Annotated in this window: 20 protein-coding genes and 1 pseudogene; 13 read left to right on the top strand and 8 right to left on the bottom strand. The window is 47.8% G+C overall.

What is annotated here, in order from left to right; translation table 11 throughout:
- Positions 1–57: 57 nt before the first annotated feature.
- Entirely contained in the window at positions 58–1,368 is a 1,311-nt protein-coding gene (iscB, locus tag U2F10_RS03165; RefSeq protein WP_499870712.1) for an RNA-guided endonuclease IscB, read from the bottom strand.
- Positions 1,369–1,640: 272 nt separating this feature from the next.
- Positions 1,641–1,943, bottom strand: coding sequence for a hypothetical protein (locus U2F10_RS03160; RefSeq protein WP_499870710.1), 303 nt, complete (start codon positions 1,941–1,943; stop codon positions 1,641–1,643).
- Positions 1,944–2,080: 137 nt separating this feature from the next.
- Between U2F10_RS03160 and U2F10_RS03155 the strand changes: the two genes are divergently transcribed.
- From U2F10_RS03155 to U2F10_RS03120, 8 genes are all read left to right on the top strand, one after another.
- A complete protein-coding gene (locus tag U2F10_RS03155) occupies positions 2,081–2,692 on the top strand; it encodes a hypothetical protein (RefSeq protein WP_499870709.1) in 612 nt (203 codons plus the stop codon).
- A gap of 65 nt (positions 2,693–2,757) precedes the next feature.
- Positions 2,758–3,084: a hypothetical protein gene (locus tag U2F10_RS03150; RefSeq protein ID WP_499870707.1), complete on the top strand. Its 327-nt coding sequence runs from the start codon at positions 2,758–2,760 to the stop codon at positions 3,082–3,084.
- Between the two features lie 66 nt (positions 3,085–3,150).
- A complete protein-coding gene (locus U2F10_RS03145) occupies positions 3,151–4,929 on the top strand; it encodes an AAA family ATPase (protein WP_499870705.1) in 1,779 nt (592 codons plus the stop codon).
- A gap of 17 nt (positions 4,930–4,946) precedes the next feature.
- A complete protein-coding gene (locus U2F10_RS03140; RefSeq protein WP_499870704.1) occupies positions 4,947–5,228 on the top strand; it encodes a hypothetical protein in 282 nt (93 codons plus the stop codon).
- Positions 5,218–5,457, top strand: a complete 240-nt coding sequence (locus U2F10_RS03135) for a hypothetical protein (RefSeq protein ID WP_499870702.1) — start codon at positions 5,218–5,220, stop codon at positions 5,455–5,457. Before U2F10_RS03140 ends, U2F10_RS03135 begins: the two co-directional genes overlap by 11 nt.
- A 1-nt stretch (position 5,458) precedes the next feature.
- Positions 5,459–5,932: a DUF7167 family protein gene (locus U2F10_RS03130; protein ID WP_499870701.1), complete on the top strand. Its 474-nt coding sequence runs from the start codon at positions 5,459–5,461 to the stop codon at positions 5,930–5,932.
- Entirely contained in the window at positions 5,929–6,285 is a 357-nt protein-coding gene (locus U2F10_RS03125; protein ID WP_499870699.1) for a hypothetical protein, read from the top strand. Before U2F10_RS03130 ends, U2F10_RS03125 begins: the two co-directional genes overlap by 4 nt.
- 314 nt (positions 6,286–6,599) lie before the next feature.
- The gene (locus U2F10_RS03120; protein ID WP_499870697.1) at positions 6,600–6,803 is read left to right on the top strand and encodes a hypothetical protein; all 204 of its coding nucleotides are present in this window, start codon (positions 6,600–6,602) and stop codon (positions 6,801–6,803) included.
- Between the two features lie 230 nt (positions 6,804–7,033).
- On the opposite strand, the pseudogene U2F10_RS03115 reads toward U2F10_RS03120, so the two are convergent.
- A pseudogene (locus U2F10_RS03115) lies at positions 7,034–8,079 on the bottom strand (IS481 family transposase).
- 194 nt (positions 8,080–8,273) lie between these two features.
- Complete coding sequence (locus tag U2F10_RS03110; RefSeq protein ID WP_499870696.1) at positions 8,274–9,272, bottom strand: hypothetical protein; 999 nt, start codon at positions 9,270–9,272, stop codon at positions 8,274–8,276.
- Positions 9,273–9,636: 364 nt separating this feature from the next.
- Between U2F10_RS03110 and U2F10_RS03105 the strand changes: the two genes are divergently transcribed.
- Positions 9,637–11,202 (top strand): IS5 family transposase, encoded by a 1,566-nt coding sequence (locus U2F10_RS03105; protein WP_499870694.1) that lies wholly within the window; start codon positions 9,637–9,639, stop codon positions 11,200–11,202.
- A gap of 168 nt (positions 11,203–11,370) precedes the next feature.
- Here U2F10_RS03105 and U2F10_RS03100 read toward each other — a convergent pair whose 3' ends face one another.
- Positions 11,371–11,880: a hypothetical protein gene (locus U2F10_RS03100; RefSeq protein WP_499870692.1), complete on the bottom strand. Its 510-nt coding sequence runs from the start codon at positions 11,878–11,880 to the stop codon at positions 11,371–11,373.
- A gap of 46 nt (positions 11,881–11,926) precedes the next feature.
- Complete coding sequence (locus U2F10_RS03095; RefSeq protein WP_499870690.1) at positions 11,927–12,859, bottom strand: hypothetical protein; 933 nt, start codon at positions 12,857–12,859, stop codon at positions 11,927–11,929.
- Positions 12,860–13,119: 260 nt separating this feature from the next.
- Here U2F10_RS03095 and U2F10_RS03090 point away from each other — a divergent pair, with 260 nt between their 5' ends.
- The 3 genes from U2F10_RS03090 to U2F10_RS03080 are packed head-to-tail and all read left to right on the top strand — an operon-like array spanning position 13,120 to position 16,420.
- Positions 13,120–15,519 (top strand): DUF3854 domain-containing protein, encoded by a 2,400-nt coding sequence (locus U2F10_RS03090; protein ID WP_499870689.1) that lies wholly within the window; start codon positions 13,120–13,122, stop codon positions 15,517–15,519.
- Positions 15,520–15,559: 40 nt separating this feature from the next.
- Positions 15,560–15,859, top strand: coding sequence for a hypothetical protein (locus tag U2F10_RS03085; RefSeq protein WP_499870687.1), 300 nt, complete (start codon positions 15,560–15,562; stop codon positions 15,857–15,859).
- 60 nt (positions 15,860–15,919) lie between these two features.
- Positions 15,920–16,420 (top strand): YpsA SLOG family protein, encoded by a 501-nt coding sequence (locus U2F10_RS03080; RefSeq protein WP_499870685.1) that lies wholly within the window; start codon positions 15,920–15,922, stop codon positions 16,418–16,420.
- A 45-nt stretch (positions 16,421–16,465) separates the two neighbouring features.
- On the opposite strand, the gene U2F10_RS03075 is transcribed toward U2F10_RS03080, so the two are convergent.
- Both U2F10_RS03075 and U2F10_RS03070 read right to left on the bottom strand, forming a co-directional pair.
- On the bottom strand, positions 16,466–17,038 hold the full coding sequence (locus U2F10_RS03075) for a tail assembly protein (protein WP_499870684.1): 573 nt from the start codon (positions 17,036–17,038) through the stop codon (positions 16,466–16,468).
- 170 nt (positions 17,039–17,208) lie between these two features.
- Positions 17,209–18,063, bottom strand: coding sequence for a hypothetical protein (locus U2F10_RS03070; RefSeq protein ID WP_499870682.1), 855 nt, complete (start codon positions 18,061–18,063; stop codon positions 17,209–17,211).
- A gap of 148 nt (positions 18,064–18,211) precedes the next feature.
- Here U2F10_RS03070 and U2F10_RS03065 point away from each other — a divergent pair, with 148 nt between their 5' ends.
- Positions 18,212–18,580 (top strand): hypothetical protein, encoded by a 369-nt coding sequence (locus U2F10_RS03065; RefSeq protein ID WP_499870681.1) that lies wholly within the window; start codon positions 18,212–18,214, stop codon positions 18,578–18,580.
- The last annotated feature ends 25 nt before the right edge of the window (positions 18,581–18,605 follow it).

Genomic DNA, 18,605 nt, shown 5'->3' with positions numbered 1-18,605 from the left:
AACTGTTCGCTTATTTCTGGACATATCTGGTCAGATCTCCCACGATTGGGTAGATATTTAGGCGTAGGTGTAACCATCCTTGCGGTGATTGACTTTGATAATGTTCTTGAGCGAGACGCCCATGCGACGCTTACCGATAATGATTTCACCTCGCTTATCAGCGCCTGAGTAGGGATAAAGCTTTCCAGTGTGTAAGCCTTGGTTCTTTCCTTTGGGATTGTTCACGGTCACGATGTCGCCTGACTGATAGCCGTGAATTGGTCTTAATGGACGATGCTTCACCGGGTAACCGTATTTGTCTGTTTGGCAACGCTGACGACCGCCAAACCCAACGCACTTAACCAGAAGTGGCTTAGTTGAAGCCAGCTCCAGAACTGGAGTTTCGCCAATGCAAGCAGCGTCAATACAGTGGTTGTTCAGCGGATCATTTTTCGGGTCTTTCTTAGGCATCCCCAAAGCGATCCGGTTCATCTTGGTCTGGGCACCTGCAAACGTCTCAACAGGCTTGTGAGCGGTTAAGGTATCGCAAATATTGAACCGAGTAGCATTAACCGCTGCTGTGTCTCTAAGAGGTTGTTTAGCTTTCTTCAGAACACGCTCAAGGATTGCAGTCCCACCTTTGCGACGCTTCAGAAAATCCTCAACGTCTCGATTACCTTTGGACTGGTTGCAGCGATTGCAGGCCAAAGTCAGGTTAGAGACTCGATTAGATCCACCTTTAGACTTAGGATGAATATGCTCAATCTCAAGCGCTGTATCGGTTTTCCCGCAGTAAGCGCACTGTCTGCCCCACTTCTCTAACAGGTATTCCCTAACGGTGTAGCCCTGCAAGGTGCCCTGCTGGTAATCCACGCCTGAGACTTCAGGATTCTGCATCAACTGCGTGTCAAACTTGACTCGCTCGATCCAAATTTCTTTGACTAGGCAGAACTTACAGACCCGCTTCACCCAAGTCTCAGTCGTTTGAACGCGGTGCATAAGTGACGGTGCCAACCAGCCTTTAGGCTTCTTTTGGTTAGGTAGTCCTGGCTTGCGGTAGCGAAGGTTAGAGCGACGATGTCGACGCATTTGGGCGCGATGTGTAAGACGCTCTGAAATTTGAAAACCTCTATGTTCTAACTGCATTCTCCAAACAACTTCGCCACGGTCTGTTACCAATGCAAAACCAGTAACTTTAGAACCTGGATCAATCTTGAGGGTGAGCGGGTGAACGATAATATCTTGGACTTCACGCTTAAGAATTAATGTGAAAGGATAGCGACGAAACACGGAAGCTTTGCCCGCTTCTAATAGCTTTCGGGCTTGCTTTGGATGCACGGGCATCATTTGAGATTTGTTTTGGTCTGTGAGAAATGCAAAGTTTGACATTTTTCTAGGTGGGTAATTAGGCTTCTTCAGCCAATCCAATTAAGTTAGGTTTGCCTCGATTAAGTTAGGACGCTTTTTAGATCTCGGTTAGACACTACGGCTATAAACCAGATTCACCGTTGCAGCTATTAAACTGATTCCTTAATCCGGTTGAGATAACCTTCAGATGCTGGCGTTCACATCTTTCAGGTATTGGCGTTACCTAACGTAGCCAACCTTGTTACAGGGCGATTACGGCTCTATGCTGCACGTTCGATCTTGAAGTGACAGAACTAGACTGGGTAGCTTTGGGCAACTTTGTCTAGATTTGTCCAGGTTTTATCGAACGGTTGCAACTTGTTCGCTAAAAGCTTGTGCGCCACCTCTGTCATGTCGTCCATGGGGTATGTCCAGCTTCCAGCCCCGCCCCCATTGGTAGTGTCTAAACGAACTCCTTGAGGATTGTGCTTTTGAAGTTCGACCGCGACATCGAGTGAAACTGGCTCTGTAGTTAGTGCATCGCCATTAGAGGCATCTCTAGGAATCCAGATTTCGTTGGTTTCATGGACATCATTGGGTGGTGCAGAAGTAATCATGATGAGGATGGGAATGACAAAGCGGGAGGTATAAGCTCGTAGACGCCCTGTGTAAGTTTTATTGTAAGCTCAGTTTACATTTTTGTGAGTGGTGTGTCAAACTAGGTGTTAACTGAACTTACACATCCCACCTCGCTATGCCTTTCCCTTCCACACAATCCCCTGTTTCCTATCCTCCGTCTCATCCGGCTCCACCACTCCCGAACCACAGAATAATCACCCTTTGCGGGAGTACGAAGTTCAAAGGTTACTTCGAGCTAGCCAACCGCTATCTCACCCTGGCGGGTAACACCGTTTTTAGTGTTGGGCACTTTCCCCACCAGGAAGTAGAGCCTTTGCCATCAAATATGAAGTCTATGCTTGATGAGATTCATAAACACAAGATTTACTTATCTGAATCCATCTTTGTCATTAACCCTGGTGGCTATATCGGGTCGAGCACTTGGAGCGAGATTTCTTTCGCAGTAAACCAATGTAAGGGTGTTTATTTTTTAGACTGGGAAAGTGGCGTCAAACTAAGTGAAGATTTAAAAGATAGTCTGACGGATACAGAAGTACAGGCTGTTCTCGAAACGATTATAGACCTGGTCTTACTCTCCCGCCCCTATGTATTTGAGCCAGAGGATGTAAATATCCCAGGGAGAAACACTCGGCTACGAGAACTGGGTAAATTTGCGGCGAGATTAAGGGAGTTTACAAGTTTTGAGAAGCTTCGCAAACATCCTTTGGAGCTGGGTTTTGAGCCTTAGCTTCACACCGCGTCACGCTGTTTCCTTCCATTTCACTCTGATCTAATCCTTTATTACCCCTAATCATGCCTTTCGCAGATAAACCTATAACTCGAACAAATACTATTTCCAGTATGACTCTCCAGGAAATGGTGACATCAGCTACTCACAAATGTGTGAAAGAATCAGAAAATGCCGTTGCTGCAAGAAATTACGAAAATATCCCCACTCCTTCCCGATTGTTGATAGCTCTACAAAGCCGGTTAGAAAAAATTCGCACCGCTATGGAGATGGGAGATTCAGAAAAAATCGACATCCAGTGCGCTAGGGCTATTGTAAATCTCTGTCAATTGGCTTCAGAACCAGATTGTTTGCCAACAAAAATAGAAAACTTCCTTAAGGACCTTGAATAGCCCTATTTAACACCGCCTCGTATCGCGTCACTACATCTCACTTTCCACTCTCCTTCCTTACTGACCATGACCACCACTGCAACCGCTTCACCTCCCTCTTCCCTCACATCAAGCACCTTTACCCTCGACCCGGACCAACAAACCTTCCAAGATACCTTCCTCAAATGGCTGGCCGACCCTTTCGCTGACCGCTTCGGCGTTCTTCAGGGAGTTGGTGGTTCAGGTAAAACCGCTACCATTTGGCACTCATGCCACCTGGCCATTAAACAACGTATTCTCCAAGGTGCGATCGCAGGGCTTGGGCCTACACATACAGCTCGCAAACAGCTTAGAAAGTCCGCTGATAAATTCTGGGAATACGCACCAGAGCCTCCCATTTGGCTGGATGAGAAAGTCTGGTTCAATACACTTCACGGGGCACTGAAACTCATTCCTCAAGAGGAGCGCTTTACCACTGAGGACCAGAAAGACCTTGAAGAACTCCTCACAATCAAGGAGGAAAATCGCACTACAGATATCATCCGCATGATATCCCAGTACCAGTTTCGGAAGGAGGCTGCTGCCAATCAGGATCTGGTATTTCGTCAAGTAAAGGAGGGGTGTGATTTTGGTGATACCCAGCTTGTCTTGGTGGATGAGTGCTCCATGGTCCCGCAAGATATCTTCTACCATCTGGTGAACCTATTCGAGAAAGACCAGATCCGACCGGATGCCAAGATCCTATTCATGGGGGATGATTTCCAGCTGCCGCCCATTGGGGAGAAAATCTCCAAGACCTTTGAGATTGACCCATATCTGGGGAATTTCACTAAAGTTCACCGAAATAGCGGTCGAGTGCGCCAATACGCCCTTAGTATTCGTGAGTGCAAGAATAAGTTCGAACTAGCTCAACTTCATCACCCCTTTCTTAAGGAGGACCAAACCGAAGTAATGGAGCTGAGCTATCGAGATGCGATGTGGGGCGGGGCAGATCTCTTGGCCAATGGGGAGGACGTGGTATTTATTGCCGCCACAAACGAAAAGGTCGAGTCCATTAATCGGTTCATTCGTAAGAAGCTCTATGGACCTGAGTTTGATTTCCGGCCTGGCGATCGCCTGCTCACCCGTAGGCCTGTTCGCAGAGGCGGGCTCCAATCCACAGGACCGTTCGCCAATGCTAAGAAGGGGAAACCGCTTTCCCACACCTCCACTCTGGTAGATCTGGTACGTCCGATTGAAGTGGGCGAGTGGGCAGCAACCGAACTGGATGCGGTGCGATACTCGGATTTCCAAGTGCGACTTGAGCCCCAGCATTTTGAGTGGGAGGCTCCAACCGGCACCACCTATCAACGAGAGTTCTGGCGTTACGAGTTCGATGATCCTGAGGATAACCCTAAGAGCGATCAGTGCTTGATCCTCCTCAATCCGAATCAACGAGAGCAGTATCTGGCAGACCTCGACCATCTCAAGAAGCTTATGAGCAGCTTTTATAGCCGAGGTCAGAAGAAAACCACAGCCCGTGGTCAGAATGGTGAGTATGCCAAGCTCGTTTGGGAGATGTACGATCTTAAGAGCTGGTTCAAGTTCAAGGATGGCTCAGCGGTCGGTGCCGATGTCTATGCCAATATCAAACGAGAGGTGCAGCAGAACTACTATCGCCTGTTGAACTTCGTTGATGATATCCGTTATTCGTATGCTAGGACTGTTCACAGTATGCAGGGGGACCAAGTGGACATCGTTGTGATCGATGCTGCCACCGTGTTCCCCAGGATGGGGGCCAGGTATTCCAATGAGAATTGGGATTATGTGAGGACGTGCTATACGGCTGCAAGCCGGGCTATGCAACAGATTGTGATTGCAGCTTAGAAGGGAGGAGGAATTCGATGGCACTTGAAAATCTGAAAGTAACTTTCTACATAGAAACAAACCTGGCTATTACCCCGAAATCAGATGAAAACCCTGTCGTCAGCGCCCGTATTGAGCACGATGTTCCTAATGGCAGTGCGATTACTATACTAGGCGATAGTGTGATTGATTGCTTAGAGTCCTTACCTTCAGCGATCCTGGGGACAGCTTTAGGAGACCCTGTTTGGAAGACTGCTTTAGTACTGGGCAGACGAGAAGAGGAAGAAGAAAGGGGAGGAGGAAAAAATCATGCCTTATGAAGAATCAGAGTTTGAAGAATATAAAACGTCTGAAGAGGTTGTTGCAGAGGGTAACTACTTAGCAAAATTGTTTTACGCTTCCATGGGGTGCCGGGTACCAGAAGGCTATAAATTCTATGAAGCCACACATCCTCAGGAAATTGGTTGTTGGAACTTAGCAGTAATTGCTTATGCGCACATCGAAGGTACTGACCTGGAAGAGTGTTTAGACGAAATGGAGTGCGGATGAAGTGAAAAATAACGTAAAAGGTTACGTACTGCTAAATGCAGAAGAAACACACTATCTTAATGCCAGCCTTTTTTGGTTTTTGGTGGATGATAATGAAGACATGTTCGTCCATACGGAGGTCGAAGTAAAGAGTTGGGATATTACCCAGTGGGGTATTCAACCACACTGGGTAATTGAAGCGGAGTGGAGCGCCGAAACAGGAGTTGAAATACTTTCAGACTCTCTAGAATTTGAATCCGTATTCCCTTCTATGTCAAAACTAGATCGATACCCTGCGGGTATGTACGAATTTACCATTACCACAGGCAAGGTTGGCAGCGAGGTAAAAGGCGAACTTTGGGTGCCCGAAGAGCTTGGGTATACAGAATCTGAGTGGGGTACGTTCAATGAGGAAAGGCGTGAGCAAATCTTAGAAAAAGGATGGCAAGAGTGGGCTTTCAACTTCGTAGATGGGGATTTTAAGTTTACATCATGAGCACTTGTTTCTACCTTGTCGGGTCTAGCACCAAAACTTATCTTTGGGCAGGCCAATCCTCTGGTGAGCCCAATCGATTCTATCTGTACACAAATCAAATAGAAAATACTCGACAGGACCAGATATCAGCGTACTTAGCTATTCATTTGGGTCGACCGGTAACTTTGGTATCTGAACACAATTTACCCGATCCAGAAGACTATGCTGAGGTTGTAGCGGCTGTTGAAGGCGGGAAAATCTATTTCAAGGTAGACCCTGAACAGCTGGAAGATAGTAATGATGATTGGTATTGTAGAAAGTTAGGTCCTGATTTCCGTTTGAGACTGCCGAACAAAACTGATTGGAAAGACTAGTAATGCTAGAAGCAAAGAGTACTAAACTGGTGCATCATTTTAGCCCAGGAGCTAGACTGACAGGATGCAATATTTCCCATACATGCGGTGAACCACTTTCAGAGGTAAGTCTAGAATTCAACGCAACTAAAATACAGTTTGACACCCTATATGCTGGAAACAGTTTTTCTGAGTACATTGATAGGCATTTAACAGATAAGGTGATCACATATATTGAGTATGAGTTAAAGCCGGGTTCCAGGTTTCTGGAGATTTTCAGTGTTAGATACGAGCACGATGGTGATTTATATTCATTTACTAGTGGCTCCTAAAGCATGATGACTAAAAGAGAACTTTTACAAATTCTTCAGACTCTAGGAAAGTCTGAACTAGAAGACCCTGTTTCAGACGATACACCTATTCTATTCAGTGTGAGCGCTAAAGAAGCAAAAGACTACTTTGATACAGATGAGGTTACTGTAGGAATCGGAGAACTGAGGAATGGTCGCCCGGTTATTGTACTCAACATCTTTGAGTAGAGATGTGCAAATTGGAATTAAGATTGACCGGCGAGATTTTGAGGTTATAATCGTTAGTAAGAAATCTCATCCTTCCTTAGAGGGTGATAATAAACGGCGGAAGGCTTTCTACTTTGCACGGTGGTGAGCCTTTTGTTTTAAATTAATGTGTAATAGATCAAACTTCATCTGACAGAAGGGAGTTATCTGACACTTAGAGATGTGTCAGATTGTGTTTGATTTTTTACACTCTATTCTCCGTGTTGATCTAATTGTTTCTCTTTCGCTAAATGCGCACTATCGAGAAAGGTTTGTATCGGTGTCTTGCCGTAACAATATCGCCCTGAATGAGGCCTTTCCCAATTGTAATACTCTATCCATTCATCCACATCGTTTTGTAGGTCTTCAAGACTTTGATACACCTTTTTACGAAACGCAATTTGATAAAACTCCTCCAAAATCGTGCGATGAAAGCGTTCACAAATCCCATTGGTTTGGGGTGATCTCGCTTTTGTTCGGGTATGGTCAATGTCTTCAATCGCCAGGTAGAGCTGATATTCATGGTGTTCTACATTCCCACAATAGTCGGTGCCTCGGTCGGTCAAAATCCTCAGTAATGGAATGCTCTGTTCCTCATAGAATGGGATCACTCGGTCATTGAGCGTATCAGCGGCCACCAGCGCATTCTTACGGTCATACAGCTTCACCTGAGCCACCCGAGTGTAGGTATCAATGAAGGTTTGCTGATAAATCCGTCCGATGCCTTTGATGTGCCCCACATAGAAGGTGTCTTGAGAGCCGAGATACCCCGGATGATGGGTTTCTATTTACCCATGGGCTTCCTTTTGTTCCTTCGCCTTTTCGAGGGCTTTGACCTGCGCTTCGGTGAGAGGATCAGGTTGTCTTGAGCTGCTTTCGCTTCCAGTGCTTTGAGCCGCAGCTTAAACGTTTGAAGGTCATGACGTAACCAGATTGAGCGAACACCGCCTGGAGAGACAAAGAGGCCTTGTTTCTTGAGTTCATTCGAGACACGCACCTGGCCGTAGGCCGGTTGGTCTGTGGCAAACGCAACGACGGCGGCTTCTACCTCTGGGTCGACTCGGTTCTTGACGCAGGGCTTTTTACGGTCAATGTCGCGTAGAGCCGCTTCTCCACCGGTCTCGTAGAGTTCTTTATAGCGATAGAACGAGTCTCGCGATACGCCCATCACTTTGCATGCCTTGGAGACGTTGCCGAGGGTTTTGGCTAGATTTAAGATGCCTAAGCGATTCTTTACGATCTTGTCTTGAGTATTCATTGTGACACTCCTGATTCAGTGTGAGTTTACAGGATGTGTCAGATAAAGTCTTAACTATTACATATTTAGCAACATGATTCCCTGTAGGGAATCATGTTGCTTCCAGCCTAGCTATCAATCGGGGCAACTTCAAAATAAATTCGTTTTATCTAATGCCCCCTTGCTGCCATACATCACAACTTGTGCTCCAAAAGCTACTTCACCTCTACCACTGAAACTTGACGTAGACGCTGCCTATAAACACCAAAGGCTCCCAGCATAACTAGACCTAGAAGCATAGAAGATTCAGGCACAGATTCTGGAGATTCTGGTGAATCAGTATCACTCCATTTAACACCTGAGATAGCTCCACTTACGTCTGCATACTGAAACTTAATTTGACTCAAACTCTGAGCCGTTTCATTATTTTCGTCAATTTCAAAGCGAAAGACAGTGTTATTGCCAAGTTGTTGCCCTTCTTGATACAAGGTAACGCCGTTTAAGCTAAAGCTAGGCTCTTGATCACCAGGGTTGTAGACAACACCGTCAGGGGTCTTATTAGTTTTGCTAAGGTTATCCGCGTTGTACTCGCCATCATACTTGTTGTAGAAGCCGCTTACCAGAGCATCAACATCAATATCTAAAATTTTACTTCCTTGCTTATTGTATCCAAAAACATTGATGCCTTTGTTTCCATCCTCTTCAAGTTCAACATCTAACAACGTAAACTGTTGAAAGTTAATTTGCTTCCCAACACCACTCTCGTCGGTGAAATCTATTAAGACTTCACCTCCATTGGCGTCATCATTAGGGCTAGAACTATCTCTTTCGCTATGCTTTTGAATGATTAGTGCATTACCCTGGTCTTTTGTGCCGTAGTCAGCTCCTGTCTCTAAGTCATGGTCTTTCCCATCGCGTGTGCGGGTATCGTATAGCCTTAGCGTAGCGTTGGGGTCACTATTATCATATTGTCCGTTGCCTCGGTAATTAATACCAGAGATATTGATTCCCCAGTTAGCCCACTCGTCGTCAATATCTCTGCCTTCGCTAGCGGAGTAAATTGAACCTTCTTGAACGACGTCATCAATAGTAATGGAATCGAAATCTAATTTATAAGTTGCAGCTTCTACGGATGTATTAAATAGGCCAAAAGTTGTAAGTATCGAACTTGCTGCTATAAGTAATAGCTTTGCATGCTGTTTGTCCTGAAGCATATGTTCGTTCCCTTATAGTCGTCTATTGATATCTGCAAAACCTATTGGTTTATCTAAGCCAATGTGTCAAATTTAATACCTGCAAGCCAAAACTTGTTATCGGTAAATACTTAGGTTTCATAAAGGATTTGACTTTTATTTGGATTTCCAAAGAGTTCTTTAAAGATATTTAGTAAAGAACAAGTATTTTTATTGATTTGTCTTATGGGTTTTCTCAGACATGTCTATATATTTTTTTTGTTATATAGGGTTTGCTGTTAAAGTCAGGCACCCATATTCTGCAAGGGTTTCAATCTATTGCGACGTGCTTAAGTGCACGGGAAAATAGCTAAAATGCTCAAAACCCTTGCACCTACTTCGGGAAATGTACCGACAACCTTCGCCCGGTCAGCTATCGTTCCACGATTTTTATTTGCCGTTTGGGGGCAAGTTATCGGAAAAGAATCGTTGGGTCAAACTAGCTGGGATGATCCCATGGGATGAGTTTGAATCGATCTACGCTAGCCAGTTTAGTGAGGATATGGGAGCACCAGCGAAAGGATTTCGGATGGCGTTGGGGGCCTTGATTATCAAAGAGAAATTGGGAGTTAGCGACCGAGAGACGATTGACCAGATACGGGAGAACCCATATCTGCAATATTTTCTAGGGCTTCATGAGTACAGCGACACGCCCCCCTTTGATGCGTCAATGCTGGTCCATTTTCGCAAACGAATCAGTGTCGACCTAGTGTCAACGGTCAATGAGTCGGTGGTTCAAGCAGGCCTGCCTCCATGCCCCCAAGTCTCTCCCCCACCTGAGGAGCCTTCATCCGAGAGCGATGATGATGACTCAGACCCACCCAACCCGCCGCCATCGATTGGCAATCAGGGTCAGTTGATTGTGGATGCCAGTTGTGCGCCTGCCGATATTCGCTATCCAACCGACCTGGATTTGCTCAACGAGGCCAGGGAACAGAGTGAACGTCTTATCGATGAGTTGTATCAACAGGTTGCGGAATGTCTTCCTAAAAAGCCGCGAACGTATCGTCATATCGCTCGCAGAGACTTTCTCAGGATTGTGAAACGGCGCAAAAAGCCCCGCAAATTGATTCGTAAGGGACTGCGCCAACAGCTCAACTATATGCGTCGAAACCTGGGCCACATTGACCAGTTAATCGAGGCAGGAGCGACGCTTGCGGCGTTGAATCCACGGGAGTACAAGACGCTGTTGGTGATTCATGACGTCTATCGGCAACAACAGCACATGTACGACCGCAAGCAGCGCCGGATTGATGATCGCATTGTGAGTATTTCACAGCCCCATGTGCGTCCGATTGTGCGGGGTAAAGCGGGCACACCCGTCGAATTTGGGGCTAAATTCGATATCAGCTGTGTGGCAGGCTATGTGTTCCTCGACCATCTCAGTTGGGATAACTTCAATGAATCCACACACTTGATGACTCAGATAGAACGGTTTCGAGCTCGAACCGGACACTATCCAGATTCAGTCCATGCCGACCAGATTTATCGAACACGGGATAATTTGAAGTGGTGTAAACAGCATGGCATCCGTCTGAGTGGACCGCCTTTAGGTCGACCGTCTCTTGATGAGGCTCAACAAGCGCTCCTCCGACAACAAGCCCGAGACGATGAGAGTATTCGGGTCGCTGTCGAAGGTAAGTTTGGCCAGGGTAAACGACGATTTGGACTCGGACGGGTGATGGCCAAACTCGCCCAAACCGCCGAAACCATGATTGCCATCACCTGTTTGGTGATGAACTTGGAGAAACGGCTACGCCGTTTTATTGTCTTGTTTTTGCTAGTCTTGATGCGCTTACTACGCAGCTATCAGGCGAATGTGTGTCCCTTTACAGAAACGTTAAGCAAGGACTGGCTGAAAATCCTTGCCTCTGGGAAAGGGACTAATGACCCTGTCTGGGCTATTGGATAACCCCTGAGATTTCTATTCAGTTTTTCAGCAAACCCTATATAGATATAGGTCTATAAACGACGAAACTCCCTCTGTAAAGATGCGAGAGTTCTTGGAGTCCTCGCATCTTTACAGAGGGAGCTAGAGAGGGAATTAGGAAGGGAGAGTTCTTCTCTAGCGGGGGCTCACCTATGCTTCGGTCAGCTCTCCCGCGATCGCATCATTCACCGCGCCCGCAGGCAAGGTTGCGATCGCCTTTTGCAATAGAGGGGCCGGGAATTGGACACCGCTACGCTTCATATGCTTGAGCGCGACTGGATTGGTGAAGCTACTCACGAGCCAGTACTGAAGGTCAGGGAATTTCGTACCTTCTCTTGTTTGCTTGTGCTCATTCACTTTGATAAAGGCAGACACTTGTGAGATATCTTCCCCCTTATCCTTCATGCTAAGGATAAGATCCCCCAACTTCTTATTACTCCAGAATGACCCGATCGGGCCATTGGCATCTTCCACAGTGAGGACAACGCTTAACCGATCCTTGCCTTCGAGCAACTCCACTGCACTCACGTAGAACATGGTCTTGAGTGGAAGCTCCAGTAGCTTAGAGATATTCCCGCCAAGAGCACATTTGAAACTCTCAACTGAGGAATCCTCAGGGACGATGGTCAGCTGACTTTCACCCTCCTCTTTGCGAACCATGGCAGGGAGCGCTTTCGGTGCCTCCAGAAGCTGCAGATCATTTAAATCAGATCCGGTAGGGCTTCTGATTCACATCAATGGCTGAGCACACGAGGAATTCGCTACCATCGCCACGTTGAAGCTTAGAGGCCTTAGAGACGAGGAGCTCATCAGGATACCCTTCTGTCCAACGAGCAACCGGTGAACCATCCAGCAGGAACTTAGCCAGGTCCGCAAAGTTCTCTACTTCAAGAAGGGCATTCATAAGGTCCTGTCCCTTCTTCCACACAGCAGTGTCTACCCGTAATGGGAAGGGGAACTTAAACTTCTTAACCTCGAACAGGATTTCACAATAAGGGTTATCACCTTGAGGTGGAGAAATCCGCCATTGGATAGAATTCACATTGGCATCTGCAGGCAAGGGGAGTACATGCTGGTCAGTGACCTCTTTGGCATCTTTCCCTTCACCAACCGTCTTTTGATAGTCCCATACGACGCAACAGGTCTGGGCAGTCTCAGGGTCGCCATAAGCTTGCACTTGGGGGCCTTTGAGGAAACGACTCCCGGTTGAGGTCACCACGTACTGAAAGGTTTTAGCACTGCTGATGTCGTACTCGGGCACCCCGATGGCCTGGGTGAACGCTTGGAAGGCTGCTTGCTGGTCTGGCGTCTGGAAAAGGTCAGTGTCATCCAACTGTTCGGTTGCCTCGAAGAAGCCCCCGAGTTCTAAGGTGCGTTCTTCAAGGAGTGCTTTCAGATCTACTTTAGCGTTTGTAGATTGTGGGGGAGTTTGAGAGGCTTGAGAGGCCTGAGAAGGTGTAGTCTGGGGTGCTGTCTGAACTTCTTCATCAGTTCCAATATCTGTCACTACTTGTGCCTCTACCACTGGGACGGGGACCGGACCGGCATCTGCAACAGCTGAATTCATTGCAGCTTGATTGACAGAGGGAACGACAGGAGTCGCGGTTGCTCCATTGGAGCTAGGTTTTCCAAAAGGCATAATAGATTAGGTTAGGTGTCTAAGTGGGTGAAACGATATTCTTTCCGCAAATGCGGCGTATTCTGAAAAGCGCGGAGATGGAGCAAGGAACAGTTGAAAAGCCCACCTCATCTCCGCATTCTTAAGTTAGCAATTTGTAAGCTGTCTTGTCAACTAGGCTTACAATGCTTATATTCATTATATCGGGAGCGCAACTTCTATTAACCTTTCCGTCACCTTGCTCCTCATCCTCCACCCCCTTACCCTTCCTCCTGATGTCTATGCAAATCTCTACAAACGCAGTAGACAGCCATCCTTCGTCTCCTCCCCGTCACTCTCACCCTTATCCCAATACCTTGGAAAATAACTACTTGCAAGAAACCTGGGAGTCGATCGCAGCGCTCGATACCCGTCTCCCTCAGCAATGGGACATCAAGCCCCAGCATCAACAATATCTGGCTGATCGGGGTATAGGACTGGAGAGTGCATGCTATGCAGGGATCTTCTCTGCCAGTGGGGAGTTGGCCCAGGCACTCGTTGGTAGGCCGGATTCTTGTCTCGTGTTTTCCTACTTTGACCCCTACGGAAGGAAGCTTTACACTTGGAAGCATCCCTCAACGGGCGAGGTAAATCCATTCTACCGGGCTAGGCTAGATGTGCCTGACGGGAAACAAAAATTCGCCAGCCCACCCAGGAGCCGAGTCCTTCCCTATTGGCCACGGGTGAGAGGCTTCAACTGGCTCGACACTCCCACCATGGGGCACCAGATTCCTAGTGATCTAAAAGGGAAGGACCTACTGGGAACCGAGGGAGAAGCTAAAGCGCTGTGTGGCACGCTTCACGGGTTCCCTACTCTTGGCCTGGGAGGCGTCTGGGGGTGGATGAGAAAGAAGAATGGGGAAGGCGGTGAAGGTTCGGATCAGCTCCTTCAAGAACTCTACGACTTTGATTGGAGTGTGCCGCGACGAATCATCATTGTATTCGATAGTGATGCTGCTCATAACCCGATGGTGGTTCAGGCCGCTCAGAGATTCGGCAAGTGCTTGATTCGAGAGTGGGACGACCGGAAGATTCAAGGCTCTAAACTCCCTCAGTACCATTTTGCCGAACTGCTGAACAGAAAGGTCAAGTTTCTGTTACTCCCGACTGCGCTAGATGGGGAAAAGTTGGGGTTGGATGACTTCCTTGTGAAGTTCAAGACCATAGGCCTACAGGATCTCACTGCTAAAGCGTTACCCCTTCAATCCGTGAAGCTAGAAAAGGGTGAGCTCAAGATCACATCCCACTACACTGGTGAGTTGCTCGGTCCCTACACTCCTGTGAAAGGTGGGTTGGATAAGATCTCAGCCACCCATTATCGCGGACTCATGGTCAAATACACCTTGGGAGCTGATGTCCGCTACGTCCCTGACCACGGGGGAATGAAGTATGACGAGGACAAGGGAATCTGGGAACCCATTAGTAAAGGAGCTTGGAGCCTATTGCCAGATACGGTCTGTCGAGTAAATAACTGGCAGAATCGCAGAGCCACCCTTAAGCAAGAGAATTTCGACCTGGCCAGGGAAGAACTGGCTATTGAATTCGACCAATTTAATCATCCTAAATATATAGGCTTCAGGAATGGGGTTTTAGTGAAGGAACCTGAGGGCTCATCGAGTGGCTTTGCTAACACCTTTTTCATTAGCCACTCTCGGGAGCACCTCCTCACTCGGAGACTCGGGTTCGATTACGATCCTCATGCTGACTGTCCGAAGTTTAAGAAATTCCTCGAAGGAATGTGCGGAGGAAAGGGCACACTCTTCTGGACTATCCGATCACTATTCAGATGGAGTTTGGAGCCTAAGGAGAAAGGCAAAAAATATGGATTTGATGTGTGGCCGATTCTGCTAGGTCCACCCGGCTCAGGAAAAGGAACCTTACTTTATGTGCTCCAAGCACTCGTGGGCTTTGATGAAGGTTGTGCCACCTTTACGATTAAAAGCTTAAGCACCCAGGAGCCTGAGAAAAAACTGGCCAAACTCCTGGATAAATATGTGTCCATCGATTTGGACTATAAGGGCCATTTGGACGAGTCGACCCTCGCCATTTTGAATAAGGTCATCTCAAATGAGCCGGTCGATGTGAAGCGACTTTGGCAAAACGAACATTCCACTCCCTTGAACACCGTGCTCTGGGCGGCTGCCAATAAGAGCCCTAGCGTGAGTAATGGTGATGGAGAGGGATTCAGTCGGAGGGCCATGATCCTCAAGATCTCCCCACGGAAAGGGGAGGCCGATCGAACCCTGGTGGACCAGCTCGCTAAGGAACTCCCCGGCATCTACAACTGGGTGCAGGAACTAAGCCTGGAAGCTGCATTTAAGAATATTGAGAATTTTAAGAGTTCTAAAGTTGCCCTGGACACTCATCAGGAATGGATTATCTCCAATAACACAGCCATGGCTTGGTTATTTGAATGGGTTGAGGGGAGTTCAGTGGAGGAGAGGGAGGGGTATTTTAAGGATTTTTATAGCGATTACCGGGGCTGGTGCGGGGATGAGGGACATAAAACCCCGTTAAAGGCGATTGGTTTTTCCAAGTATTTGGTAGCTGCCGGAGCGGAGAAGGTGACGCGGCACAGAGATCGGGGCTGGTGGATGGTGTTGCCAGAGGCGGAGAAGATTCAGTGGGGGGCGATTGGGTAATGGAGAGAGAGTTTGACGATGAGTTTATTCGTAATCTAAAATGTATACTGAACTTACAAATTCAGTCGCTATTCTCATGTTTTCACCAACCAAACCTTTCTGGAACAATACTCAAGAATCTGAACCCGACTTCGACCAAGTCTGTCTAGGCATCAATATAAGTAGCGCTATTTACACCTTCCAGCGCTGTGAAGGCTGGGGAGATAGCGGTTACGTGCGACTGAGCCTATCCAGGGGAACCGTGACTATGAAAGCCATGGCGAAACCCCCAGTATGTTGGGCGTACGCTGGAGACCTTGGGTTAGTGCCCAAGATAGCGGTGCCGAAGCGATTTAACTGAGACGCCTGGCTTTCATTAAGGGTCTCCAGGACCTGACGAACTCCGTAAAATAGTGAAATTATGAAAGATATCTCTCGCTCTTTCACCATCATCAGTGGCGGACAAACAGGTGCCGATCGAGCAGGACTGGACGCAGCAGCCTATTGTTGCTTTCCCACAGGAGGATGGGCCGCTAAAGGCTACCTCACTCAAACGTATAGCGGCCAGAACATCGCTGATCGCTCCCTCACTCTCTTTGGGCTTAAAGAACACCCTACTCCTGGTTATCCGGCTCGAACCAAAGCCAATGTTGAGGACTCTGATGGCACTGTCTGGTTTGGCTACGAGGGAAGTCCCGGAGGCAAACTTACCTGTGGTACTGCTAGACGATTAGGAAAACCCTTAATCATTAATCCGTCTACTGCACACGATATGCTGGTTTGGCTGAAGAAGAACGAGATTTCGGTGCTCAATGTTGCAGGGAACCGATTATCTGAGTTCAACCCTAAGATTTATCAGGACACTTTCAGGGTGATGGTGCGATTTCTTCAGCTCTTTGCCGCAACAAATCTTGCACAGTGATTGCCTCCTCTTTTTCACTTATCGCTAAATCAAGTCAGTTAACTTCTATCCCGCAATCTGGTAACTTCGAATACTCGCAGAGATCACCTGACTTCCCGTCAACACCGTCCCAAAAACCAGTGGCACCCTATTCCCCACCGTTACCGTATTCGTCGGCCCATTGAAGATATAACTCTTAGCCTCATTCTCCTCAGGGTCTGGGGCATCGGTTTGCCCACCAAACAACCCGCCAACCAGTAACGTTGCCCCCAGGAGCCCCACCTGGAATGCGCTCAACCCTAGAAACCCGACCCCTGCAATCCCTAGCCCGATCAGGGCCACTCCCGCAATAATCTTCCCCACCCGACCGCTCCCTCTGACCACCGGGGTAATGCAGATTTCTCGTTGCTGTGGCACCGGCAGAAATACCTCATCTGGCTTGCAGAGTTCCCAGCTCTCTCCAATAAGCACATGGAAATCGATGCCAAGGGAATCAGAGGCTAAGAGGTACTCACGAAATCCTGCAAAATTAATCTCAAGCGCTGCGATCGCATCTCGGACAGTGCGGATCTCAGCGGTGAACTCTGAGCAGAACTTGTCTGCCATTTCACCAAAGAGGCGGATCTTGATTAGAGGCATGACGAGGGATGGGGAAGGGTATCGCGAAGATAGCGAGCATGAAGGGAGATTAGTCAATCAGCTTGGTTAGTCAAATCCCACTTGTGTATGCTAAGCTGTATTCCAAGTACGCAAGCTTTAGAGATATGTCCCCTTTCCTTCCTGCGTCTCCGATTAGCAGGAAGGTTTTTTTATTGTGACTGGTGCCGCCACACCGAATGAGTTTGCCGCATTCGCCCCCTCCCGTACGGCACCACTTCACTTAATCTCCCAGCCTGAAGATGGTGCAACAGCTGCATCTCTTTCACGTCCACCAACACTCCAACGTGATGAGGCCTTCTTCCCTGCAATTGCATCAAAATCACATCGTGCTGATGGAATTCGAAATTCTCAGGTGGTGTGCCCTCGTAGACCTTGTGAAGCCCTTGCGCGGGGAGTTCTTCATCATACTGGTTCCATTGGGCTGCATCGAGTAGCTCCAGGAATTTCTCCTCACTTTCCACTCGCTGAAAGTCCTGAATATGAATTCCTAGCATCCCCTGATAGTAGGCTCGGAACAGGGTGAGACAGTCCGACCGGCCCCACTCCCATGGCCAGCCTAGGTAGAATTTGAGCTGCTTAGGATTAAAATGTCTTTGGCGCAAAGGCCAGGGGTGGAGACCAATGGGATCGAAAAGATCCCATTGATCGAACGTGGTATGGTAGACGATTGAAGCTATTCTTGTGGCCCGAGCATTGATGATATCGGCGGGTGTGAGTAGCGCGGGAGAAGACTCCTCCCAATGAGAGTGATATATGAATTGGAGTTGCTCACCATACTTGGGCAAGGTGTCAGAGGGAAGCTGAAAGTCAGTTGTAGGGGTCGGATGCTGATTGGGGAGAGGGACAACTTGCCAGCCAGGGCCATCCACAAGGACCACCCCGCACACCTCCTGTTCGGGAGATAGCCGAGCGTGTTCTGCGATCTTCTGCTTTACTTCGATGGGGATTGTGGACGGGTTAGAGTGTTGAATGGCTGGAGTCACAACTACAGATGAGAGAGGCATAGAACCTTTGAAGTGACAACGATGAGGATGGATCTCAGAACACTTTGAGTGTAATCTCAGTGCACATAATATTTTACATCTTATAGCCAGAATGAAAAAATGCCATTATCCTTGATAAGAGTCTCTGCTTTCTTCTGCCTCTACCCCCATGCTAAATACCGACTTCCTACTCGAATTGCTTCTGGCTGAAAATGGCCTAATTCTACTTGCCTTACTCACCTTGGTGGTGAGATATCTGCGAAGTGGCCCTGGCCAACGCATCGAAGCAACGTTAGAGACCGTTGATTCGGGTATTTCTGCCGGAGCTGAACGTGCCGAGGATGCCTATGAGAAGCTCAAGTTCCAGTACGGCGAGCTTAAGGATTTATATCTCGCATATCGGCAGGGAGCCCAAGATGGCGTTTCACGGAGTGAGTCCAATGCTGTAGGGGAGGACCTTAAACAGTTTAAGGATTTTGTGGAGGAGAAGTTCGAACGCTTGATGCCCACTGGCGCAGGTGAAAACTCCCAGGAGTAAAGCCCCCCTCTCCCCTAGTCTTGGT

The organism is Leptothoe sp. EHU-05/26/07-4, assembly GCF_043421015.1.
In the GTDB taxonomy this organism is placed as follows: Bacteria; Cyanobacteriota; Cyanobacteriia; order Phormidesmidales; family Phormidesmidaceae; genus Leptothoe; species Leptothoe turfae.
This window is presented reverse-complemented; position numbering and strand designations above follow the sequence as displayed.